The sequence below is a fragment of the Desulforamulus reducens MI-1 genome (assembly GCF_000016165.1).
In the GTDB taxonomy this organism is placed as follows: domain Bacteria; phylum Bacillota; class Desulfotomaculia; order Desulfotomaculales; family Desulfotomaculaceae; genus Desulfotomaculum; species Desulfotomaculum reducens.
This window is the reverse complement of record NC_009253.1, coordinates 586741-609328: the sequence shown is the minus strand read 5'-3', so window position 1 is coordinate 609328 and position 22588 is coordinate 586741. Positions and strand designations below refer to the sequence as shown.

31 protein-coding genes, 2 pseudogenes and 1 CRISPR repeat array (1 of these 34 cut by a window edge) are annotated in these 22588 nt (G+C 43.4%); of the genes and pseudogenes, 7 read left to right on the top strand and 26 right to left on the bottom strand.

Going from position 1 to position 22588, the window contains the following annotated elements:
• Positions 1–283 precede the first annotated feature (283 nt).
• A pseudogene (locus tag DRED_RS19705) lies at positions 284–980 on the bottom strand (transposase); the annotation flags it as partial.
• Positions 981–1132: 152 nt separating this feature from the next.
• Positions 1133–1828, bottom strand: coding sequence for a YetF domain-containing protein (locus tag DRED_RS03060; protein ID WP_198006922.1), 696 nt, complete (start codon positions 1826–1828; stop codon positions 1133–1135).
• 300 nt (positions 1829–2128) lie between these two features.
• On the opposite strand from DRED_RS03060, the gene DRED_RS03055 reads away from it, so the two are divergent.
• Positions 2129–2512 carry a tyrosine-type recombinase/integrase gene (locus DRED_RS03055; RefSeq protein ID WP_198006921.1) on the top strand — a complete coding sequence of 128 codons (384 nt, stop codon included), beginning with the start codon at positions 2129–2131 and terminating at the stop codon, positions 2510–2512.
• A gap of 515 nt (positions 2513–3027) precedes the next feature.
• Here DRED_RS03055 and DRED_RS18135 read toward each other — a convergent pair.
• Both DRED_RS18135 and DRED_RS03050 read right to left on the bottom strand, forming a co-directional pair.
• Positions 3028–3195, bottom strand: a pseudogene (locus DRED_RS18135) (DUF4351 domain-containing protein); the annotation flags it as partial.
• Positions 3196–3293: 98 nt separating this feature from the next.
• Positions 3294–4202 carry a DUF4351 domain-containing protein gene (locus tag DRED_RS03050; protein WP_011876945.1) on the bottom strand — a complete coding sequence of 303 codons (909 nt, stop codon included), beginning with the start codon at positions 4200–4202 and terminating at the stop codon, positions 3294–3296.
• A gap of 368 nt (positions 4203–4570) precedes the next feature.
• On the opposite strand from DRED_RS03050, the gene DRED_RS03045 reads away from it, so the two are divergent.
• The gene (locus DRED_RS03045) at positions 4571–5134 is read left to right on the top strand and encodes a hypothetical protein (protein WP_198006920.1); all 564 of its coding nucleotides are present in this window, start codon (positions 4571–4573) and stop codon (positions 5132–5134) included.
• A gap of 262 nt (positions 5135–5396) precedes the next feature.
• On the opposite strand, the gene DRED_RS03040 is transcribed toward DRED_RS03045, so the two are convergent.
• The 3 genes from DRED_RS03040 to DRED_RS03030 all read right to left on the bottom strand — a co-directional run bounded on the left by DRED_RS03040 (position 5397) and on the right by DRED_RS03030 (position 6943).
• Positions 5397–5672 (bottom strand): SWIM zinc finger family protein, encoded by a 276-nt coding sequence (locus tag DRED_RS03040; RefSeq protein ID WP_049755839.1) that lies wholly within the window; start codon positions 5670–5672, stop codon positions 5397–5399.
• 120 nt (positions 5673–5792) lie between these two features.
• A complete protein-coding gene (locus DRED_RS03035) occupies positions 5793–6119 on the bottom strand; it encodes an ArsR/SmtB family transcription factor (RefSeq protein WP_011876942.1) in 327 nt (108 codons plus the stop codon).
• A gap of 104 nt (positions 6120–6223) precedes the next feature.
• Positions 6224–6943 (bottom strand): metallophosphoesterase family protein, encoded by a 720-nt coding sequence (locus DRED_RS03030; protein ID WP_011876941.1) that lies wholly within the window; start codon positions 6941–6943, stop codon positions 6224–6226.
• 203 nt (positions 6944–7146) lie between these two features.
• Between DRED_RS03030 and DRED_RS03025 the strand changes: the two genes are divergently transcribed.
• Positions 7147–7518, top strand: a complete 372-nt coding sequence (locus DRED_RS03025; RefSeq protein ID WP_011876940.1) for an ArsR/SmtB family transcription factor — start codon at positions 7147–7149, stop codon at positions 7516–7518.
• A 15-nt stretch (positions 7519–7533) separates the two neighbouring features.
• Positions 7534–8586 carry an ACR3 family arsenite efflux transporter gene (arsB, locus tag DRED_RS03020; RefSeq protein ID WP_011876939.1) on the top strand — a complete coding sequence of 351 codons (1053 nt, stop codon included), beginning with the start codon at positions 7534–7536 and terminating at the stop codon, positions 8584–8586.
• A gap of 36 nt (positions 8587–8622) precedes the next feature.
• Here the strand turns inward: arsB and DRED_RS03015 are convergent, their stop codons facing one another.
• A complete protein-coding gene (locus tag DRED_RS03015) occupies positions 8623–9087 on the bottom strand; it encodes a (2Fe-2S)-binding protein (protein ID WP_242072672.1) in 465 nt (154 codons plus the stop codon).
• A gap of 30 nt (positions 9088–9117) precedes the next feature.
• Complete coding sequence (locus tag DRED_RS03010; protein ID WP_041274409.1) at positions 9118–9354, bottom strand: hypothetical protein; 237 nt, start codon at positions 9352–9354, stop codon at positions 9118–9120.
• Between the two features lie 170 nt (positions 9355–9524).
• Between DRED_RS03010 and DRED_RS03005 the strand changes: the two genes are divergently transcribed.
• The 3 genes from DRED_RS03005 to DRED_RS18535 all read left to right on the top strand — a co-directional run bounded on the left by DRED_RS03005 (position 9525) and on the right by DRED_RS18535 (position 11474).
• Positions 9525–10697 carry a permease gene (locus DRED_RS03005; RefSeq protein WP_011876937.1) on the top strand — a complete coding sequence of 391 codons (1173 nt, stop codon included), beginning with the start codon at positions 9525–9527 and terminating at the stop codon, positions 10695–10697.
• 31 nt (positions 10698–10728) lie between these two features.
• The gene (locus DRED_RS03000) at positions 10729–11115 is read left to right on the top strand and encodes a putative zinc-binding protein (protein WP_011876936.1); all 387 of its coding nucleotides are present in this window, start codon (positions 10729–10731) and stop codon (positions 11113–11115) included.
• 197 nt (positions 11116–11312) lie between these two features.
• Positions 11313–11474: a hypothetical protein gene (locus DRED_RS18535; protein ID WP_156779571.1), complete on the top strand. Its 162-nt coding sequence runs from the start codon at positions 11313–11315 to the stop codon at positions 11472–11474.
• A 5-nt stretch (positions 11475–11479) separates the two neighbouring features.
• On the opposite strand, the gene DRED_RS02990 is transcribed toward DRED_RS18535, so the two are convergent.
• From DRED_RS02990 to cas4, 17 genes are all read right to left on the bottom strand, one after another.
• Positions 11480–12514, bottom strand: coding sequence for an arsenic resistance protein (locus tag DRED_RS02990; protein WP_238442572.1), 1035 nt, complete (start codon positions 12512–12514; stop codon positions 11480–11482).
• A 58-nt stretch (positions 12515–12572) separates the two neighbouring features.
• A complete protein-coding gene (locus tag DRED_RS02985; RefSeq protein ID WP_011876934.1) occupies positions 12573–13070 on the bottom strand; it encodes a putative zinc-binding protein in 498 nt (165 codons plus the stop codon).
• Between the two features lie 84 nt (positions 13071–13154).
• Positions 13155–13349: a hypothetical protein gene (locus DRED_RS02980; protein ID WP_011876933.1), complete on the bottom strand. Its 195-nt coding sequence runs from the start codon at positions 13347–13349 to the stop codon at positions 13155–13157.
• A 174-nt stretch (positions 13350–13523) separates the two neighbouring features.
• Positions 13524–14195 (bottom strand): cytochrome c biogenesis CcdA family protein, encoded by a 672-nt coding sequence (locus DRED_RS02975; protein ID WP_011876932.1) that lies wholly within the window; start codon positions 14193–14195, stop codon positions 13524–13526.
• On the bottom strand, positions 14196–14429 hold the full coding sequence (locus tag DRED_RS02970) for a YbbN family protein (protein ID WP_011876931.1): 234 nt from the start codon (positions 14427–14429) through the stop codon (positions 14196–14198).
• Positions 14430–14465: 36 nt separating this feature from the next.
• Positions 14466–14795, bottom strand: a complete 330-nt coding sequence (locus DRED_RS02965; protein WP_011876930.1) for a hypothetical protein — start codon at positions 14793–14795, stop codon at positions 14466–14468.
• Positions 14796–14937: 142 nt separating this feature from the next.
• Positions 14938–15894, bottom strand: a complete 957-nt coding sequence (locus tag DRED_RS02960; protein WP_011876929.1) for a permease — start codon at positions 15892–15894, stop codon at positions 14938–14940.
• A 202-nt stretch (positions 15895–16096) separates the two neighbouring features.
• Entirely contained in the window at positions 16097–16357 is a 261-nt protein-coding gene (locus tag DRED_RS02955) for a carboxymuconolactone decarboxylase family protein (RefSeq protein ID WP_011876928.1), read from the bottom strand.
• Positions 16358–16380: 23 nt separating this feature from the next.
• Positions 16381–16620, bottom strand: coding sequence for a thioredoxin family protein (locus DRED_RS02950; RefSeq protein WP_011876927.1), 240 nt, complete (start codon positions 16618–16620; stop codon positions 16381–16383).
• A gap of 262 nt (positions 16621–16882) precedes the next feature.
• Entirely contained in the window at positions 16883–17074 is a 192-nt protein-coding gene (locus tag DRED_RS02945; RefSeq protein WP_238442571.1) for a peptidoglycan L,D-endopeptidase MepK, read from the bottom strand.
• Positions 17052–17126, bottom strand: a complete 75-nt coding sequence (locus DRED_RS19165) for a hypothetical protein (protein ID WP_238442602.1) — start codon at positions 17124–17126, stop codon at positions 17052–17054. Before DRED_RS19165 ends, DRED_RS02945 begins: the two co-directional genes overlap by 23 nt.
• Positions 17127–17229: 103 nt before the next feature.
• Positions 17230–17448 (bottom strand): DUF2922 domain-containing protein, encoded by a 219-nt coding sequence (locus DRED_RS02940; RefSeq protein WP_011876925.1) that lies wholly within the window; start codon positions 17446–17448, stop codon positions 17230–17232.
• Between the two features lie 49 nt (positions 17449–17497).
• Positions 17498–17695: a DUF1659 domain-containing protein gene (locus tag DRED_RS18525; RefSeq protein WP_156779570.1), complete on the bottom strand. Its 198-nt coding sequence runs from the start codon at positions 17693–17695 to the stop codon at positions 17498–17500.
• Between the two features lie 170 nt (positions 17696–17865).
• A complete protein-coding gene (locus DRED_RS02935) occupies positions 17866–18408 on the bottom strand; it encodes a LabA-like NYN domain-containing protein (protein ID WP_011876924.1) in 543 nt (180 codons plus the stop codon).
• Between the two features lie 1290 nt (positions 18409–19698).
• Complete coding sequence (gene cas2, locus DRED_RS02930; protein WP_011876923.1) at positions 19699–19962, bottom strand: CRISPR-associated endonuclease Cas2; 264 nt, start codon at positions 19960–19962, stop codon at positions 19699–19701.
• 24 nt (positions 19963–19986) lie between these two features.
• Positions 19987–20979 (bottom strand): type I-B CRISPR-associated endonuclease Cas1b, encoded by a 993-nt coding sequence (gene cas1b, locus DRED_RS02925; protein ID WP_011876922.1) that lies wholly within the window; start codon positions 20977–20979, stop codon positions 19987–19989.
• Positions 20980–20997: 18 nt separating this feature from the next.
• Positions 20998–21504 carry a CRISPR-associated protein Cas4 gene (gene cas4, locus DRED_RS02920; RefSeq protein ID WP_011876921.1) on the bottom strand — a complete coding sequence of 169 codons (507 nt, stop codon included), beginning with the start codon at positions 21502–21504 and terminating at the stop codon, positions 20998–21000.
• An 81-nt stretch (positions 21505–21585) separates the two neighbouring features.
• A CRISPR array of direct repeats spans positions 21586–22588; the repeat unit is 30 nt; unit sequence GTTTCAATTCCTTATAGGTAGGCTGATAAC (it continues 362 nt past the right edge of the window).

Sequence of the window (22588 nt, the reverse complement as noted above, 5' to 3'; positions counted from 1 at the left end):
ACCTGACCTCTATAAGGTTATTCACACTCAAATAGGTCGTAATCGTCAAACGACTCGTAAATGTCGCTGTGGATATCCTCATATGGCTTCTGTTTGCCTGACGGGGTAAGGTCATTTACCTCCAGTCTAAGTTCAAATATCATTCCTTAAGGTTTTTGCTGTAATCCAGAATAGCCTTAATTAGGGCTTTTGAACCAATCCGTTTTTTAACAAAAACACCAAAATGGTGACCCGACAAAAGCCAGATTATGCTGCCCAGACCATGCCCATCGCCAGCCATAGTAAGCAGTCGGTCTACAGCACGCAGGTTGCGACCAACATAGCGTAACTGTTGGACGATAGCTTTTCTGATAGACTTTTCCCGGGTTTTCGGTTGCGGACAAAGCTAAGATAGGCTTTACGAGCGATTTGGAGATAAGTGCGTGGTCTTCTAGTCTATAATGTCATCCAACTTCTCCCTGGCTTCGTTAAGCAAGGAGATGTCAGTAGGATGCGTATATCTGCCGGGGCACAGGTAGCGTCCAGGATGAGCTTACCTTGGCTTTTATGATACGTCTCGAAGGAAGAAGCCTTTCTTTCTGGGTTGGTGAATTCTCCCACTCCAGCTTTATTGCCGCCGGAGGGCGGTTCGGGCCTATTATCATCGTCACCCTTTTTATCTTCAGCTACCCTGGCAGCATTGCAAATCTCTTCATTGATAGCTTTTAGCGTTTCTGCATCAAAACGCTTACGGAAATGCACCATGAGGGACGGTCACTATACCTACACTTATCTTAGATAAGGAGAGCACCGAGGGCCATCCGAACGGGTTTGGCTACCTGTCCACGGTTACCCTTAAAAAGTTTAGCGTAGCGGCCTTCGATGGTATCCCAGGGAATAATTTTAGCTAATTTAACCCAACGATTGTCGGCTCTAAGTTTACCTTCAAAGGGAAGTACGAACTCCTCAAGATACAGCTGTTTTTCCAGTTTACGGAACATTTTTTCCTCCAAGTGCACAATTTTTGCAGCCTATGCCGCATTTTCCCTGCACCTTATTTCGGCAATTGTGCTTCTAAATCCTTGATTTATATTAGAGTTGCGATCCGTTCAGTAAGCCCTAATTATTGCTTCAGATAAATTAACACTAAAATTTACCCCTTGTCCACTGGATTGGTAATTTTATCTTTGTATAAGTCAAAATATAAAGTGCCGTTGGTACTTAGGCAAGCGTAGGCTACATCTTTAAGATCGGTGATTCTGTGTTGAGATAGGGCTGTGGTTAACCATTCCATTGAAAGATTGTTTTCTCGTAGGTTTTTTTCAATGACCTGCCCGTCCATAATAAGTTCAATTGCTAGTCCTTCATATTTAGTGGGTATTTTCAAATCTGCCGGAATTAACGGTCTATATTGTGACTTTTTAAAGACACTTAACTCCCCGTTAGGTTCAACTATAGCAAATTCCACCTGACCAATATCAAAAATACCTTTTTGTCGTAATTGATGATTTAAATGATCCAGGTCGTAGCGCATTTTAAACATGTTATGTTCTAAAATTTTACCATTTTGAATAACCATAGTTGGTTCACCAGCAAAAATTTTTCTTGCAAGTTTGTTTTTTAAAGATAAGTAAGATGTTATATAAACAATGGTGGTAAATGAAAGAAGGGAAAGTAGAACATTAAAAGGGTTTTTTTCAATATGATAGGCAAATCCCGCCCCAATTGCTCCAATGGTGATGGCAGCAATAAAATCAAAGAACGTCATCTGAGCGATTGTTTGTTTACCTAAGATTCTAGCTGCAATTAGCAGGGTTATAAAAGCAAAACCAGTTCTGATTAAAATCAACCAGGGCTCAAACGCCATTTTAATCACCACTTATTCTTTGGTCAAAATGTAATAATCCATGTTACTTATAATCATGACAGATCTTCCACAGCTCTGTGGAGGTCGTCTACCCAGGCTACTATAGATCAGTGTCATTTGAATTTAAGGATTTCTGTTGTCCTCTTAGGATATTCTATTTACGAATATAATAAAACACGATAAAAACAACCTAGTATAATAGTTAATATTATAAACAAAATTATAAAAATAGGCTCATTCTTCTTAGTTTTACTGTGTTACATACTATTAATGTCCACCTATTTGGACTTACTTATTCGAAAAAATGTTCCAAGCGGTATAATACTGGCCCTCAAAAGACTGAGAGGGATAGGAAAAATTCTTACAAAACCAGACGTTACTGATTACAACCCTGGTAGTGTTAGCCGGTCCTTTAAGAAATTTTTAGAAAGAAATAAGCTTCCCCATATTAGGCTGCACGACTTACGACATTTTAATGGGACAATGATGCTTAGGTATGGCATAACAGAAAGAGAGGCCTCCGCTAGGCTGGGCCACAGCAATTTACTCATGACAAAAAAATATCAGCACGTCCTTGAGGATATGGACAAGGAGAGTGCTGATAAACTAAATTGTATTTTTAAGCCGTCAATTGACAATGCGCTAAAATTAAAAGAAATCAGGTAAGTTCCTGATCCCTTGATTTTATTGGTGCCCGGAGCCGGGGTCGAACCGGCACGGTGTTGCCACCGCAGGATTTTAAGTCGTACGAACGTATATTCCGGGATTTAGTGGGAGCCTGTGAAGCCTTATAAATCAAGGCTTCTTTTTTGCCCTATTTTGAGGGGTTTCAATGCAAATTTTGCTTCCCTTCGTATTACTAATATTTCGCTCTACGATGATTTTATATTTACACCCGCCCCATCAGGGGTGGGATAGATGCTATTCTCATGTTATTAAGATAGAAACAACCTATAGCCTCGCCTCGGAAAATCTTTCATAGAAATTTTATCGAAGTTCTCAGTTACAATTCAAACACCACAAATAGAACCACGAATAGCGCAAATAGAAATATAGAATTTTACAAAAAATGCTTCGTCCATCTTCTCTTACCAACGGTTTTATATTAATCATACTTGCAGCTTTCACCACTGTTGATGAATCAGACAATATCTATAAAATTAAACTTCGGAAAGCACTTCCTAAGTATTCCGAAGTTTTTCTGAAAAAATCTCATCGATGCTGTTCACTTCAAATATGGCTTTGCCCACTTCGCCTAGCCTTTCAACATTAAGTGTCATGATTGTTTGTTCCAAAGCTGTTGGGACCTCGCCAAATTTTTTCCTTAATAGCCTTAATATAAGTTGAGATTGACCTTCTCTTTATCCTTTTTCATGCCAGGGGGTGGTAAATTGCATAATTTACCACCCCCACCTTTTTACTTTCCAAAGCTTTTGTTTTAACGTGCCTAATGAAGCATTTTTCTCAATTCATCTATATTATTAATATCAAACAATGCCTCTCCAACTTCTTCAAGCTTATCAGTGTTTAGAGATTTAATTAACTTCTCTATATCCTCAGGTACTTCTCCAAAACGCTTTTTCAATTGTCTTAAAACAAGAGCTAATTGACCTTCCAATTTTCCTTCCATTCGGCCCTTTTCATGCCAGGGAGTGGTTATTTGCATAATGATCTCCGCCTCCTTTTTACCCAAACGTCTTACTTCTTGCTCAAATTGTTCCTCTTCTTGTTGGTTCAGCTTCAAGTAGCTGTGGAAAAATCCCCCGATAAGTTCAGCTCTTGCTGGGTCTAATTTGAGCCTTGTTAACATGCGCAGAAATTCTAACTTCACCTGAACCTTTTCTTCTTTTCGGTAGCCCATTTTACTTAGTAGAGCCGCTGCCACTGGGTTGTTACTTTTGATAAATTCCCGCCAGTTGAGCTTTCTTAATTCCAGCTTGTAGAAGTTAAATTTGAGCACATCCAGGAATGAAAATCCCAGTTCAAAAGTATCCGGTTCATCGTTCATTTTATCGTAACTAAAAACGGTGATGGGCAATACCTTGCAGCGATATTTCTCGTACAAGCGACTGAAATAAATAAACATTCTTTCGGCAAATTCCTTTTGCACATAGGACTGTGATTCAACGTGCACCAGGATAACCTGTTTTTCATCCTTCAGCTTAGTTTCTACTAAAATATCTATGGCCCGTTTTTCTCCTACGGTTACATCAGTGAAAACTTCTTGAGAAAGAAATTTTAGGTGAGAAAAGTCGATGAAATAACTGGCCTCTTTAAAAAATAGCTCCATAAATTTAACAAAGTAATTTTCCAGTAGTTCTTTGAACAGCCTGTCGTGGTCTGTGGGTACAGTCATATTACTATATTCCCCTTACTAACTGGTTTGATAACTGTTATACATTTATTTAGAAAAATTATATCAAACATCAAGAATGTTAGGAAGATAGACAGCATTTCATACTACTAATCTTTAGGTGGCATCTTCCACCCTTGCCAGGGCGGGCCACTGCCCCAAACAATCATCCATTGCAATTGCCCACCTCCTTCAACCGCTCCCATAGCAACGGAAGCGTCAACGGTTGCCCTAGGATGGCAAAGCCCACCTTAGCTAGGGGGGCTTTGCCTTTTAGGAGCGAGGGCTATCCGTTTATATTGTCGGCGCTAACTTTACATGTCGGTAAAGTGGCGCTTTTTTCTTGCCAAGAGTGGCGGTTACCCTGGATAATGATTAGTGTGTGCGAACTAATGGCACATGCCAATCAATCAGGAGGAAAGAAAATAAGAAGAGGGAACCATATGGCCCACCAGCCAGTTCCCTCTTCCCAAAATCAACACATAATGATTTTAATAGAAGAACACTTGACTGTCGAGACCTATCTTCAGTTATTTGCTAATGGTTGCCCGGAACACCTCCGTCCCCAAGTCTGTCCCCACTGCTTAATTCAAGTAATGTTACATCGGCATGGTAAATACAACAGACATGCCTATACTCCGGAGGATCAGTCTCATATTCCTATCTATCGATTTATCTGCCCCAATCCCAATTGTAGAAAAACCACTGCCCTACTTCCGGCTTTTTTAAAAGAACATCACCCAATATCTTTTGATATTCAGGAGAAGGTGATACGCCAGCAAGCAAAAGGTAAGACGTTGGTTCAATTGTCAGGGGAACTGCTGCGCCACTTAGGTGAAGAGACCCCATTCTCCATTACAAAAGCCAAGCGATTATTTGATGAGGCTTTGATGGCCCGGACGGCTCAAGGGGGTAAAGAACTAGTGAGAAATTAGCCGTCAAATTAGGTGATTAGCTACAGTAGCTTTTGCAAAGCCTCTTTATGAGTGGTACTTTCTAAGGTTTGTAATATATCCTTTTTTTGTAAGTACCTCTATATTTTTGACTTGATTTATTATCTCTAAGTGGTCTACCATTTTATTTCCTTTTATAAGAGTTTATTTTTTGTTAATGTTACCCAGGGAAATAAAATTATTCATTCACATTAGAGTAAGATATAACCGTAGCAACAACCAACCGCAACCTACAGGGGTTGTATTACAGATAATCAAGGTCCAGCTCGGCCATCGCCACGAAGGCGATGTGCTTGCACAGGACCTTACGCACCAGGGCATCCTCGCAGCTGCAGAAGCAGCCGGTGGGCTGGATGGTGACGCCGAACTTCTTGCCTGCATATTTGACGTAGCCGGAGACTTCAACTCCACGCTGGACGAACACCCGGTGCCTGACTTCAAACTGCCAGCCTTGCTGCAGGCCCACCAGGGCGCGGGCGAAGCGACCTTCTTCTACTTTGGACAGCACTTTTCTTAGCATACTTGACAACCTCCCGTTTTTCTTGCCACAGGACGGAGCCGGTGCCGGGGCTGTCAAGGGTGAAGGCAGCAGCCGGAAAGTGCAAAAAAACACCCCACAAATCTGTGGAGTGCTGTCACACTATTTTTCTGCTACGCCTGCAAAGGCGCTCATGGCTTCTTTCGCTTGTTTTTTTAGGATTTGATTGGCCAATTCCAGCATCTCAATGACTTCCGGGTTTTTGATGCTGTAGATCACCCGTAGCCCCTCTTTTCTGCTCTGCAAAATGCCCTGTTTTTTCATTACCGACAGGTGCTGGGAAGTATTGGCCTGTTCCACGTTGAGACCTTCAAAGATATCGCACACACAATGCTCCCCATCACTGAGCAAATCTAAAATGCGGATACGGGTGGGATGAGAAATGGCTTTGAATATATCTGCTTTTCGTTGGGCTATTTTTTCTTGCATCACGTCACCGCCTACTTCATTCTAATATTATTATATAACACTTTCTGCGATAAAACCAGTTGATGCGGTTAGAATGAATATAAAAAGCCCCATTACGTAAATTCTTAGGCCCTCCCAGTGCGAATAATCTCAGCAAATTCCTTCGGCAGGCCCACGTCCTCGATTTCCCTGGCTGTTTGCTCAAAATCATAGGGGACCTGAATAAACTCCACCTGCAAGCTTCCTTCGGTCACATCCACTAGAGCATAGCCCACGTTGGCATTGCCGTGTTTGGGCTTGCCGGCGCTGCCGACATTGATGACATGCCCACCGTCCACCTGCTTATGATAGGGCAAGTGGGTGTGGCCGCAAACCAGCACATCACAATGATTTTCCGTTAAGAACTGCTTTAGGGTTTCTTCGGGGGTGTTTTCAAAAAGATATTCATTTAGCTGGCGGGGGCTGCCGTGTACCAACAGGAATTTCAATCCACCGGCTACAAACTCCAAACGCTCGGGCAATTGCCTAAGCCATGCTTTATTTTCTTCAGAGGTATGCTCTTTGGTCCAAAGGATGGAGCTTTCCCCCAGTTTCATGGCCTGTTCATTCTTATAGTCACAGCCGCAGATAAAGCGCATGTTGCCAATGGCGTCATCGTAGTTACCCATGATGGTTGGAATGTTCTCCTGCCGCAGCAAATCGATTACTTCATTGGGCCGGGGACCATAACCCACCAAATCCCCCACACAATAGGTGGCGTCTACACCCCGCTGCCGCATATCCGTCAATACTGCCTGTAAACCCAATAAATTACCGTGTACATCTGCAAAAATGGCAATTTTCATGTCTTTTACCTTCTCTCCTTTGTTCAGTATCAACAGTGGTACTTACTATTCAATATTTATAGTGGAACCAATTTCAAAAAGCAATGCAGGTTACATGAAGTTACCGTTAAAAAAAGTTAACGGATAACAAGTTGATTATATCATCAAATAGTAATATAATAAATAATCATATTTAAAAATTTAAATATATAAGGTGGTGAGATATGGAAAGGTTAGTGAATCTTTATAAGGCTCTGGGGGATGCCCATCGGTTAAACATCCTGCAAATGCTGTCCGGGCAGGAACTGAGCGTCTGCGAAATTATGCAAGGTCTAAACATCTCCCAGCCAGCGGTGTCACACCATTTAAAAATCTTACGTCAGGCGGATTTAATCGAAAACATCAAGCACGGCAAGCTAGTGCTGTACACCCTGAAAGCCTGTGGCTTACAAAAGATTTATCCACTGGTAGATCAACATCTGGGAAAATTGCTGCAAGCTACCACCACTGATGTCAAACCCTCAGCCCTACGAGAGACCCCTAATTATTGTGAACTGATGGGCTTAAAAAAATCTGTCTGTGAAAAAGATGAATAAGGAGGAATTCTGTATATGGCAGAAAAAAGACTGTCTACCCTGGACCGTTTTCTAACCCTGTGGATTTTCCTAGCAATGGCCATTGGGGTAGGTCTGGGTTATGTATTTCCCGGCATTGCCGATTGGTTAAACAGTATGTCCATTGGCACCACTTCCATTCCCATTGCTGTGGGTCTGATTGTTATGATGTACCCACCCCTGGCAAAGGTGAAATATGAAGAAATGGGCAAAGCCTTCAAAAACGGTAAAGTCATGGGGCTTTCCCTGGTACAAAACTGGATTATCGGCCCCACCCTGATGTTTGTGCTAGCCATTGCCTTCCTGCGGGATTATCCTGATTATATGATTGGACTTATTTTAATTGGTCTTGCCCGCTGCATCGCAATGGTGATTGTTTGGAACGATTTGGCCAAAGGGGACAATGAGTACGCCGCCGCATTGGTGGCGGTTAATTCCATTTTTCAAATGGTCTTTTACTCTATTTATGCTTACTTCTTTATTACCCTGGTACCAGGCTGGCTGGGTATGGAAGCCATTGAAGTGCACGTCTCGATGGCGGAGGTAGCCAAGAGTGTCCTCATTTACCTGGGCATTCCCTTTGCCGGTGGTATGCTAACCAGAGCTTTACTGGTACCCCGCAAGGGTAAGGAGTGGTATGAAAAGGAATTTGTACCTCGCATCAGCCCGTTGGCCCTTATTTCCCTACTATTCACCATCGTGATTATGTTCTCCCTGAAGGGCAAATATATTGTGGAACTGCCTATGGATGTTGTTCGCATTGCCATCCCGCTCTTGATTTACTTTAGCATCATGTTCTTCTTATCCTTCTTCATGAGCAAGCGAAACTGCGTCAACTACGGCCAAAGCACCACCCTGGCCTTTACCGCTGCCAGCAATAACTTTGAGCTAGCCATTGCGGTGGCTGTAGCGATCTTCGGTATCGAGTCCGGTGCAGCCTTTGCAGCAGTAATTGGCCCTCTGATTGAGGTACCTGTGATGATTGCACTGGTGAATGTTGCTTTGGGCTTTAAGAAGAAATACTTTACTGCCAGTGGTGCGGTAAAATAACAGTCTCCTTATAAATAGCAAACCCGGAAAAGAACTTTACTCTGTTCTCTTCCGGGTTTTCATTTCAATCGCCCTGGCAATCACCGATTGCACTGCAGGCTTGCATCAGGTTCCAGCAGGATTTTTGGTCAGACACTCCTTACCGGTATTGGCCCCAGTATGATTCTGGATATCTTGCAGATTCTGACAACAACCCCTTTGCACAATGTGCTCCAGGATATCCCCAGTGGTAACTTCCTTGCAGTAGCATACTGGTACATCCGGGTCTGTCTCTTTAAACCAAACCCTTGTCATCAGATCTTCCTTTGTAAATACTTCCGACCCAAAGTACACCACCGAACAATCCGGGTTCAGACAAAGCTGATACCCTTCCAATACTTTAGGAATGCGATGATTCTGAATCATGTGTCGTAATGTATCCGAGCGCATCCCCTTGCCCCGACCACCGCATTTAGGACAAAGAGCAGCTTTTGACAACAAGGTTTTTGACCCACAAATCATACCTTAGCCCCCCCTACAATCATCGAATATTTATCCTTGCCCATTATAATATTCCCACAAAGCCTCAGCATATTTCCCGTTGACAGAGTCTGGAATATAGTTGAACAGCTTTACCCTACTCAACAATTCTTGTTTAATCTCTTCCTCCTTCTGTAGGTCCAGCCCCCGCACAGCCTCCACGATGATGTCAAGACCCCGCAAACCCACCTGGCCATCTCCTACTCGGATGCTAATCAATCTCGGGGCTTTCGGATCACAACAGCCCATAAGCTGTTACACCTCCTAGTATATAAAATTATCCTAATATTTTTATAATAACACTTGCTATGCTTTTTCACTAGATATAATATTATAATAATAGAATATATTACTATTGTATAGTATAGGAGGTGAAGCATATCAACCCAGTTAACTAAATAACAAGGAGGTCTTATACAATGAAGGAACGGAATATCTTTTTGCTCATGGCCGGTGTGTTTTTGGCGGCTTACTACATTCCCCTGGAGAACCCCCGTGTTACCGGGGCCATTCTGGAAGCCTTTTACATGCTGCAGGACTACGCCCAGAAGCATGTGCTTACCTGCCTGGTGCCAGCCTTCTTTATTGCCGGTGCCATCTCTGTCTTTGTCTCCCAGGCATCGGTCCTCAAGTATTTTGGGGCCGGAGCCAATAAAATTCTGTCCTATGGCGTAGCCTCGGTTTCTGGTACGGTGTTAGCCGTTTGCTCTTGCACCGTGCTGCCGCTCTTTGCAGGCATTTACACCCGTGGTGCTGGTATTGGTCCGGCCACAGCCTTTCTTTACTCTGGCCCAGCCATAAACATCTTAGCCATTATTCTAAGCGCCAGGATTCTAGGTGCCGATATCGGCATCGCCCGGGCAGTGGGCGCAGTGATATTTTCCATCATCATTGGCTTACTGATGCACCTCATTTTTCTTAAGGAAGAACGGGAAAAGGTGGCCGCTGCCCTTACCTTGCCACCCCCGCCGGAGGATCAGCGATCCCTGGGGCAATATGCCCTTTACTTTGCTACAATGGTCTTCATTCTAATTTTTGCCGCCTGGGGTAAACCACCGGAGTCAGTGGGCTTTTTCAATGCTGTTTATGAAATACACTGGTATTTAGCTATCTTTTTCCTCATCCTACTAGCTATTTTGTTAAAACTTTGGTTCGATCGCAGTGAAATTACCGGTTGGCTGGATTCCACCTGGGACTTTGCTAAGAAAATCTTCCCCTTGCTGCTGGGTGGTGTACTGGTGGCTGGCTTTTTAATGGGTCGCCCTGGTCTGGATGCCGGAATTATCCCCGAGCAGTATGTGGCTCAATTGGTGGGTGGCAACTCCCTGGGCGCCAATCTCTTGGCTTCGGTCTTTGGTGCTTTTATGTACTTTGCCACCCTGACGGAAGTTCCCATCCTCCAGGGCCTTTTGGGCAGCGGCATGGGCAAAGGCCCCGCCCTCTCCCTACTCCTGGCTGGTCCTGCCTTAAGCCTACCCAGCATGATTGTCATTCACAAAATTATGGGCACTAAAAAGACAGCGGTTTATGTAACACTGGTGGTCATCATGTCTACTCTGGCAGGTATGATTTTTGGTACCTTCTGGGGCTAACAATTAGTAAATTAAGAAAGGAGAATTTTCTATGAGTAATTGTGATTGTGGTTGTTCCTCTGCCCCCGTACTTTTTTTCTCTTGTTCTGGAGGGTCTAACGTGGGTCAAATTGCCAATGATGTTTGTCGCCAATTAACGATGGATGGTCAAGGCAAACTTTTTTGCCTAGCTGGCGTTGGTGGCAAGATTGGCTCTTTCGTGGAAAAAGCTAAGGATGGCTCAAAAGTTATCGTAATTGACGGGTGTAATTTACATTGTGCCAGAAAAATTCTGGAGAATGCCGATATACCTATTAATACTCATATTGTCCTTACTGATCTAGGTGTGGCTAAAAACAATAATCTTATTAATGAACAAACAGTAATTCATGAAAACAAAGTAAAGATATTACAAATTATTATGGAGAACAACAAATAATTAAAGGGCATCGGTTATCTGTACCTACGTGTACAATGAAAAAGATTGGGGTAGATTACCCATGCTGAGCAAGAAGGGCAGCCACCCGAAGGTGGTTGCCCTTTCCCTGTCCAAAAAACATTTTCTCACATCGGTACGAATACTCATTTGTGTTAACCGGCACAATAAGCCATATTAGAACAAACAGTTGTAACGAAATGGAACGATGTAATCTCATTCGTCAGACAGATATTGTACCGGTGGTGAGCAACATCAAAGCCTTAAACGCTGCCAAAGAGGCGGCCAAGAGCAAACTACCTGAGCTGGGCGTTGAGTTCGTAGCTATGAAGAAAAACTTTCATAAACTACCAAAACTCTAAGATGATTAACCCATACTTTTCCCAGGCAGACCTTCTCCAGCGGGCAACACCCGCTCCCAATACTCTTTCAGTTTGGGAGTCAGCTTGAAAAAGCCAGCCATAAAGCAAACTTGAATCAAGGGTTTCACCGCAATAATCATCACCGTGAGAGGCGAAAAGAACATCACCGCCAGGGCCAGGGCGATGGAAATGTTTTTGCCACTGACGCCATAGGTTAATGCCACCATGTCGCCATAATTGATTTTGGCAAGCCTTGCATAGAGCACTGAGCCACTAAAGAGAAGCAGATAAAAGATAACCAGTGGCACACTGATGGTCAGTAGGTACTGGGGATGTTGGATCAAATTAACCGCTTCGGCACACATGGAGATGAAAAAGACCGAGTACATCCCAAGAGCCGAAATGCCTGGAAAAATGGGCTTTAGCTCCATAAACTTCTGGGGACCCAGTCGTTTAACCAACCATATCCGGGTCAGGTTACCCAGAATGAGCGGTCCCACAATGGTAATTAGAATGGTTTTTAGCATTTGTAGAGCATTCACTGGCACATATTGCCCGGCCAGGGCCAGCATCCAAGTGGGGATGAGAAAAATACCTGCCAATAAACTGACCACCGTAATCACCAGGGTCATGGGTGCATTGCCTTTGGCCAGTCCGGTCCATGCCACTATCATGCCCGCACAGGGTACCACCCCGGTGAGAATGAGCCCCACCGCAAAGTCTGGATAGCTGCCCAGGAAGGTTTTAGCTAAAAAGGCAGCCAGCAAGGGGGATGCTAGGTAATTAAAGAGTATAACCACCGTCATAAAACCCAGCCGCTTAGCTGCTCCGCTGACTTCCCCCAGCTTAATGCCAACCATCATCGGGTATAGCATGACAAACAGAGAAAAGGGATAAAGCACCTGAAGTCGCTGCCCCAAACCCGGAACCATTGCTCCCACAATGAGCCCCAACACCACAGCCAGCATCAAAAACTTAATCATATGTTTATTGATTGCTTTAAAGACACCCACGAAATCATCTCCTTGCAAGCATTTCATAAAAGGCGGTAAAGGCATAGCCCTCACCACCTAAATGACTTAATGAATCTCTCTACTATTATGAGCCTTGATAGACTTCCAATATACCACGGGCCACACCGGAGGCAATTTTCTCAATATCCTCCTGAGAATTTAAGTCAAAATTCTTTTTTATCTCAAAATCTTTGGTTAGCACAAAACTTTTCTCGGGCGTAAATTCGGCCTTTTGCAAGGTTTTTAAGGCACACTGCATGGGGCAGCCATCCACTGCTACAATGCCTTTGGCATTTTTAGCCCCGTTATGAATATTTTTGAGACCTGCGGAAATACTGGCCAGGCACAACAGTGCGGCCTTATCGTAGCCAACCTGGTTCGCTGCCTTCACACTGGCCAACATCGTGGACTGACCTACATTTGAGGCCCCGGCACAATAGAATACCGCCACCGGGCTTTTCTTTTCCTCCACTTCAAGGCCCTTTGTCTTTTGGTCCATATAGGGCAGGTACCAGTTTTCTTTCGGTGCTTCTTGTTGCACAGGTTCAGCATTGCCGCATCCACAGCTTACTTTTTTCTCCATTGTCCTTGTTCCTCCTCAATTTAAAAATGATCTATATTGCTTTGCATCAGTCTTTAAAATAAGGCCAAAGAATCACAGCGTGTATTACTTGGCACACTCTACAACTGCCGGTTTAGCCACTTCCACCAACACAAAGGCCACCAGTAACAGACCTACCAAAGCCCCTGCAGCATAACCATAGAAGGAGGTAAAGCCCACCGCAGCAATGATTTTGCCACCAATGGCGGTCCCGATGCCACCGCCACCCATGAAGCAGAAAGCCACCAGGTTGCTCCACATTGTGAACCCCTCCCGTTTATCTTAATATGTATATAATTATACTCTTATATAGAAATATAGCCTAGTCAGTTTCTCAATATTTATTAGATTTTTTCACAAAAATAGAGTTGGCGCGAACCATCTTTATTGTATAGTTGTAAATTCAATTATGGTTATACCGATATTACTTCTCAACTAGTCAACAATCCCATACAGCAAATAAAAGCCTAACCCAATCAAAGCCATACCGCTAATCCTTTGCACCACTAAGCTAAAATTCTCAAACTTCGAGGCATTTTTCAAAACTGAAGTAAATGTTCCCGCAGCCAGCAGCGGGATGCTGCGACCTATTGCGTAGGCAAAGAGCAGGGTAAAGCCGTACCACACACTGCCTTTGGTTGCGGCGTAGGCCAGCACCGTGGCGGTAATGGGAGCGGTACAGGGAGAGGCGATGATGGCAAAGGGAATGCCCAACAAAAAGGCCCCCAGCACCCCACTGCCCTGCTTAACCCCAGTGGGGTTGACGCCAAAACCAGGCAGTTTAAAGAGCCCTAGCAGATTGGCTCCCATCAGCACTGCCACCAGGGCAGCCAGATACCAGACCACCTTGCTCCCCATAAACAGCCCTCCCACAGCGGATACCACCGCCCCGGCAATGGCCAGGGTGAGAGATAAGCCAAGCACAAAGGACAGGGACAGGATAAAGCCCTTTAGTCGTGAGCGATTGTCATAGCCCCCCACATAGGCCACTACCATAACAGCGGTGGGTAAGGTGCAGGGGCTAATCCCGCTGAACAGTCCTGCTGTTAGGGCTGCCAGCAGGGAAAACAGTAACGAGCCTGCCAAAAGCGTTTCCAGAGCTGGCATCTACTTCACCACCTGTTCGATGGCTTTGCTGACCTCAGCCTGGTTCAATTCTCCCATCCAAGTCTGCACCAACTTCTGCTTACCATCAAAAAGCACCAGGGCTGGAGCGGTTTGAACCTTCATTGCTGCAGCGGTTTTGTTTAACTCTGCCCCTTCAGACTCCTGATAAACAGCAATATCAATCCAAGTAAAAGTTAGCTGATCGCCATATTTCTTTTCAATTTGCTGTACCACCGACCGGTGGTGGGAAAAGAATTCCTTCGTGGTGGGTCAGCAATCGGCGTTGTAGGTATAGACCACCGCCACGGGCTTGCCTTTGGCAAAGCTATCTTCTAAAAGTTTAGCCAGCTTAGGGGCCTTTGTGTTAACAGCAATTGTTTGCTGCTGAACTGCCGAGTTCTGGCTAGTATCTGTAGAACTGACCTTTGCTTGACTTGGCTCACTTTTACTGGTGTCTGTTTGACCAGCTTCGGTCTGAGTGGTAACCACCTGGGGTGTTTTCGCTTTCTCTCCACCCCCGGACCAAAGGGGTTTGCTACCCACCGCCACAAAGGCCAGTAAAATCACACCCAGCGCCACAAATTTGCCACGCTTCTTCATAAACCCGCCTCCTCCATTTACCCTACCTTTTGCTTATATTATAAATTTATTATATATTAGCACCAATATTCCCGGTAAACAAGTAATTTGTAAAAATTTTACAAACAAAAGAGACCGCTGAATAAATCAACGGCCTTACAGGTTATACTAGGAAATTAAACAGATAACCAATGATAATGATCCCAATACTGGTGACCACCACAAAGCTGGCAATTAAGCGGGGTTTGATAACCTTACGCAGGATAATCATTTCTGGCAAAGACAGGGCAGTTGTAGCCATCATAAAGGCCATTGCTGTACCAAAGCCCACCCCTTTGTTGATGAGAGCCTCGGCAATGGGAATGGTGCCCAGGGCGTTGGAGTACAGAGGTACCCCCAGAATAACTGCCACAATAACCGCAAAGGGATTTTGTGGTCCGGCATATTTAGCCAGCAGTTCCGCCGGTGCATAACCATGGATAAAAGCTCCAATGCCCACACCAATGAGAATATATAACCAAACCCTTTTCACGATATCCACCACTTGCCCCTTTGCAAAGGCAATGCGATCCTGGGTAGTCAGTTCCTGTATTTCAGTTTCACCCATTTTAATTTGCTTCACATATTCCTCAATCTGATCTTCCATCTTCATCTTGCCAATGACCAGACCACCCAGCACGCCCAGTATGGTACCGGCTACGATATAAATGGCGGCAATTTTAACCCCAAAGCTACCGATTAAGATAGCAAAGGCTGCTTCATTGACGATAGGTGAAGTGATCAAAAAGGAGAAGGTCACACCCAGCGGAATACCCGCTTCCACAAAGCCAATAAACAAGGGTACTGAGGAACAGGAGCAGAAAGGTGTTACAGAGCCCAGTAAGGAGGCCATGATATTACCGGTTATGCCACTAAACCGTGTCAGAATTCGCTTGGTCCGTTCCGGTGGGAAGTAACTGCGAATATAGGAGATGGCAAAAATCATGACCCCTAGCAAAATAATAATTTTAATGGTGTCGTAAAAGAAAAAGTGCACACTGGCCCCAGTCCGGGATTGCATGGATAGGCCAAAAACATTGGTTACCAATAGCTGCATTAAATAATCCAGCCAGTCAAACATAGTAATTCCTCCTCGCTGACATATTATATAATTATATAATTACATTCTAATATTATATCTGTAGTTTTGATTAGTCAAGAAAAATCTTCTGAAGTTCCCAACACGGTAGCACCTTTAATTTGCCACCGAATGAATAAAGCCACTCCCTTAATAAAGGAAGTGACTTCTTAATCAAACGGTCACGCCGTTTGTCCTATGCTTTTCAGCCGCAACCTCCGGCGGAACCTCTGTCCAACAAAGACTGGGCGTTTTGTAAAAGCATCTCCGCCAGGGCCTTGATCCCCTGATTGGGCTGCATTTTCGCTTCTTCTCCCAGTTGCACCGCTTGAGCAATTTCCTCCACAGAAGCTCCCGCCTTTAAGGCTTCGGTAACCTTTTGCTCCAGGCAAGGAAAGCAGTTTGCCCCTACACTGGCCCCCACACCGATTAGGGCAAGGGTTTTGGCATCTAAATTTGCTCCCATGTTCTCCTCTCCCCCTCTACAAACTACTTTTCCTCCTCAATCAGCTTTTTGATATCGGCCTTGTTGGGCACCCGACCAGATACCTTAACTTTCCCGTTAATCACCAAACCCGGTGTCAGCATGACACCATACTGTACGATCTGGGCAATGTCCTCCACCTTTTCTACATTGGCGGGTACATTTATTTCTGCCAATACCTCCCGCACCAACTTCTCCACTTCTTTGCACTTCTGGCAGCCAGTTCCCAATACTTTAATTTCCATGATCTAAAGCCCCCTTTAAGTTAAGTTATCTTAATACTAATTGATTATATAATCATTTGCTAATATAATAACATTGTATTAATTAATTTAGCAACGATTATTCTTTCCTTTCCCAAATTTAAATAACCAAACGGAGGTAATAACCTTGCAGGAGAAAGAACCTGTGATTATTGAAGGTAGCCAATGGTGTCATTGCCGCGGTGGAAGTGGAAAAGTGCTAGCAGGGAGTAACTAGAAAAGTAGACAGCCAGTGAAACGTAGCCTATCGTTTCACTGGCTGTGCCTCCCACCGTGCAGAATTGTACCTTATATCCACATGGACAAATACCTGGGTTGGATATGTACCAATACCCTCAAACCCTGCCTGTTCCGCCAGGCGGCCTAATTCTGCCACTACCAGCCCCGGAACCCGAATATCTGCAGCCATGCCCTTAATATGATAGGAATCTGCCACCCCACCCACTGCCCTGTTGTGAGCGGAGCAGCAGGTAACCCGCCACCACCATTGGGAAACCGTAGTTCGAGGCTAGTTTAAAAAGTTCCTCCATTGCTTTTCCTCCCTCTTATAAGACCCAAAAGGGAGGCCGCTGCCTCCCTCCCTGGTTACTACTAAAGAATGTTCAATTCGGATACATCTCGGGTGACCAGGCGAGCACCAGCCACGCCGGTTAAGCTACCGCCGGAACTGGTGAAGACGTTCTTGGCTACCACCGTATCCATGACGGTTCTAACCTCGGCTTCTTGCAAATCATCTCGGGGATCGGTAACCCGCAAGGTTACCTTGTCACCGGCCACGTTGACGAAAATCAGCTCCAATGTCTTGGTCATGGTTCATAACCTCCTATTCTTCTTAATCCTTCAGCCTGGTATGTCCAGACTATTCGTTGATTAGCTCACTGTCATCGGCCCGAAAAACACCAACCAGGGCGTTATTCTGCAGACTATTGATGGCAGTTGCCACATCATAAAGGTCTTGATCGGTAGCAGGCCTGCTCCACTCCCTCACGCTGCACTGCACTCCACCCTTGACAGCCCCGGCACCGTCTCCGTGGTTGCAGAAGAAAATGGGAGGCATTGGTTATGCTGAGAAAGTTACTAAGTAAAGTGGATGAAGGTATGTCAGTATATAGGTGTGTTACTATTTACATTCGTGCATACTATATAGTGAAGGCTGTATAGGTTCGGACTATACAGCCATAGATTCCAATGGGCTGCTGAGGATTGGAACCTCGGCAGCCCTTTCATTTATCTCTTTACCTGGTCTAGATCCGCAATCTGCAGGGAAATATGGTCATCACACAACCCCTTCAAATATCCAGCCTTTTGCCTGTCTACAATGCCTAATACTACCGTTTTTCCAAACTGCCTAACCATATTGACGGCCGGTTCGTAATCAGTATCGGCACTTAACAGGATTGCTTCATCGTAGGCATTGAAAAACGCTAAAGACACTAAATCTACAGCGATGTTAACATCAGTGCCTTTCTCGGTGTAAATATCTTGACCACTAGCATCCTTTCCAACAACCTGTAAATAACCAATTTTGGCAATGCAATTAGGAACCTGTTTGTTTAAAGTATCCACAAAATTCTTAGTAGAAGCTGCCTTTTGTTTATCGTTGTTACTTGCCGCGGTGTAATAATATAATCTTTGTAAATTACCATTTCGCTTTCCAGCTAAATAGTTGGCTAGTTTGGAATAATCAATTCTCTGCTGACTCCCACTATATAAGTTGGTTACAGCTTTCTCAAAGTTATTCCCGTCTATGAAGACCATAACTCTTTTCAAAAAAATTCCTCCAAGAAAGACTAAAGGCACTAGCTTCTAATGCCAGCGCCCGTCCGCTTGTCTCTTGCCAATTGAACTTCCATTATCCAATTGGCGATTTTCTCTTTTGAGGAACATCTCCCACTGATGTTCCTGTAGCTCTCTGCGAGCTTAAGTCCGAACCTTAAGCTTAAATTCATTATAAAGACTTGTCCCTTTATGTGTCAATAAGAAAAGCCCGTTCCTATCAAGGTTTTCTAAGAATGAGAACTTTGTGTTTTACAATAATAAATTACTGGTTCAAGACAAGTTTCTAAACTGACTTAACTTTTTTATCACTTATGCGACAACTTTCTTGACAAACGCCGACACCGGAGGAATATTACTCTGCAGCGATGGTAGCTTAAGGCACCAGAATTAATGAATAATTGTAATCGGACACTTCACAAAGATTATAAACAGGCGGTCTCCAGAGGGAGGGGAAAAATTCCCACTATCCACAACAGGTAACCGCCGCCTGCGGTCGAGCGAAGCGAAGATTCTTGACTTCATGTGCTAGACTGAATAGACCCGACCGAGGTAACCAGATTTTGGCGTATATCCGTCGGTCGGGTAATTTTAAATTAGCACATGGAGTCAAGAACGGTGGCCAGGTTACTACCAGACCACTGCACATAATCAATATCTTAATGAAATATTAAGCAATTCTATGAAACAGGAAGCAATACTTGTGTTTTATGTGTCTATTTAACGGGGGACGCCGCAGAGTATCCCGGAATTGGCCGACCGCCTTGATTTGTACTTGGATTTTGGCGATCCTGACCTTTTTTCTTCCTGTGGTATTCTCCAATGTTTCCAGTACAAAGGATTTTGCATATCCCCGGGCAATCCAATCGTCGGCTATTTAAAGTTTGTCTTGAAGCCCGGGTTGGACTTTTTTAGTAAGTCAGTTAAAATGGCAATCTTCAAGTCTTTTTCCCCATGGAGTTTCTTTAATTGGTCATTCTCTTTCTCCATATCCCGAAATTAGTTTATTATTTTATCTCAATAAGAGTGGATGACTCAAATATGGAGGGGGCTAAATAGATTTCTAAAGATCGCATTCCCTTAACTTGGGATGTAGCTACAGCAACTGTATATGATAACCAAGTAGGCTATCTACTTAAAAACTGCACTTTCATGCTCACCGATCCAAATGCAGTATTTCGCCTTCGTTCGTTAAGTTGTTAACGTTCTGTGAGTACAATACCTTATTAACATGAACTGAACGCCCAATGACCCTGATGTCCTACGTTTTTTATGTTGAGGGATTTAAATGATATTCCCTTCCTCGTTTTTCTGTAATCCAATTAACTCCCTGGAAGAATAATTGGTTGTTCTCATGGTATAAAAAATCACCGAGTCCTCTTCTTTATTAATGATCTTTTGCAACTCCATTTTAAGCTTTTTAAGATTTACGTCAGATATTTCACCCTCCAATACCGAGTTTTGTACCCAGGTTAAATATTGTCGACACCTTTTTAATACCTTTGCAACCCGCTTTTGATTTACATCATAGACCAGGATAACAAACATGAATTCCACGTCCTTCGTTAATCATTACCACCTGGCAATAAATGGTGTATAAGTTTTTTCCCCCATCAGGTGTTTTTCTAATTTATAAAGTTCAAGGCGAATTAATCTTCGGTAGGAAACAGGACGGCCTAAATCCCGGTGGTTAATAGTTGTTTTTAACTTTTCTTCCAAAGCATGAATAAAACACTTTTTTCCTTTTTCCTTTAGCAAAACCCCGTTTGCATCCCGATCAAAATCCTTGGCGGTGATCATTTTACGCGCCAATAAAGAGAAAATGGTTCTATCTATTAAAATTGGCTTAAATATCTCGGAGACATCCAAATTTAAAGAAAATCGCCGAAAATTAGTGGCATGCAGGTAGCCAATCCGCGGGTCTAAGTGGGTTTTATATATCTCACTTAGGCAAATTGAATACATTATGGAATTACCAAAACTAATCAAGGTATTGAGAAAGTTTTTGGGAGGCCGCCTGCTTCGTTCCTCGAAAACAAAATTAGTATCACAAATAATATCATCAAAGCCTTTGTAATACCAGCTTCGAATATTTCCCTCCACCGCCATAAGGGACGGTATATCTTGCTGCTGATCTATATCTAGCAAAAGTTTCTCTATTGCCTCTAGTTTGTCTCCCACATACCTTCCCCTGCCCTGGTAGTACTTGAGCACCTGGCGGATATTTTTGCCTCCCCCTCTAATATACTCAATGGCAATCTTCAGTCGTAAGGTTTGATCCATGTAATGCTCCGCTTGCTTTAAGATCATAAATCCAGAATTCAAATGTTCCCGGGGGTAAAATGTCCCCATGTAGTAACCGTAATGGTTAAAATAGTGTAGTAAGATTTCCTTTTGTGATAAAAACTCTAACAAACGCTTGTTAATGTTTATTTCCCCAAAGGCCATTATTTCACCGGTGTCCTCAATCGGTATATAGCGTTTTTCTTTTTCTTTTTCAAAACAAAGGGTATTATCTTTTCGGTGAAGCTCTCCATCTGAAAAAATGTAGATCGTTTTCTTCATTAATACACCCCCCCTCCGTCAAGCCCAGCAAAATTCAGCATAGGCACAGTTTTTACAAAAATTTATTTTTTTAGGTTCCGGAGGTCTTTGCAAGCTTAGTATTTGGGTAATCGCTTGGGAAGCCCTCCCCAGTTCTTCCAGGATATTTTCATCCAAAACAACTTCTTCTAGCTTTTTCTCCTGGGGAAAGCGAAGTTCCCCCCTGGCCTTAATCCCACGGTCTTGTAATTCCATTAGATAAAAAGCAAGTTGCATACGGGCACTCTGACTATACTTTGAGCTTTTTTTAACCTCTCCTACAACTAGTTCCCCGTTACTAACTCGGAATACATCCATTTTACTATGGCCAATGACAAGTTCTTTTCTTTCTCTGTCGTATGAGTTTTCGTGAATATACCTTCCCAGGGATATATTAGAATCACTTTGGTCCGGTGTAATTTGATGGCCAATTAACCAAACCTCCCGCTGGCAAATGTAATAGTACCAAATAAGCGTTCCGGTAACAGGAACCATCACATATTCCAAACTTTTCACCTCCGGGATTTAATAAAGATTTTTGTGGGTATTCTATCGTTTTATTGTCTCTAGGGTCCCTAAGTTAGCAATGTTTCAATTCCTTATAGGTAGGCTGATAACGATCTTCTCACCGGAATTTAAAGCGTACTTGCCAAGTTTCAATTCCTTATAGGTAGGCTGATAACTCTCTAGCCGTTTTTCTAAAGCTTTTTGGATATTTCGTTTCAATTCCTTATAGGTAGGCTGATAACGGATGATACCATGAAGAAATTCGTATGCAATATTACGTTTCAATTCCTTATAGGTAGGCTGATAACGTGCATAACAATGACAAACACCAACCAAAAAATAGGTTTCAATTCCTTATAGGTAGGCTGATAACTTTTTAGTGCTTACTCTACATAACAGGGTAGGCACAAGTTTCAATTCCTTATAGGTAGGCTGATAACGGAGAAGACCAAACTTGTATATTGCAATCCCTAATATTATGTTTCAATTCCTTATAGGTAGGCTGATAACCCGTGTCACCGAAGAAAACATCGACTGCATAAAAGTATGTTTCAATTCCTTATAGGTAGGCTGATAACGGATGTTTGCCTGCTGGTTCTTCTACCGGACGGGCATGTTTCAATTCCTTATAGGTAGGCTGATAACCCCTGATTAAATGATACTATTATTTTTATCTTTTGGTTTCAATTCCTTATAGGTAGGCTGATAACTGCCCCAAGTTTTGGGGCACAATTGGAACAAAAAACGTTTCAATTCCTTATAGGTAGGCTGATAACGGCTGATAACTCGCTACATAATTTATATATTATGTAGGTTTCAATTCCTTATAGGTAGGCTGATAACTATACCCTCCGAAAATTGAGTGCAGCAGACTCAAATGTTTCAATTCCTTATAGGTAGGCTGATAACCTATATTCAAATTATATAATATACATTTATTGGTAAATGTTTCAATTCCTTATAGGTAGGCTGATAACGTATGCTAATCTTTGTAAACCTAGCCCCGGCATGGTGGTTTCAATTCCTTATAGGTAGGCTGATAACGTGCCCCAAGTTTTGGGGCACAATTGGAACAAAAAACGTT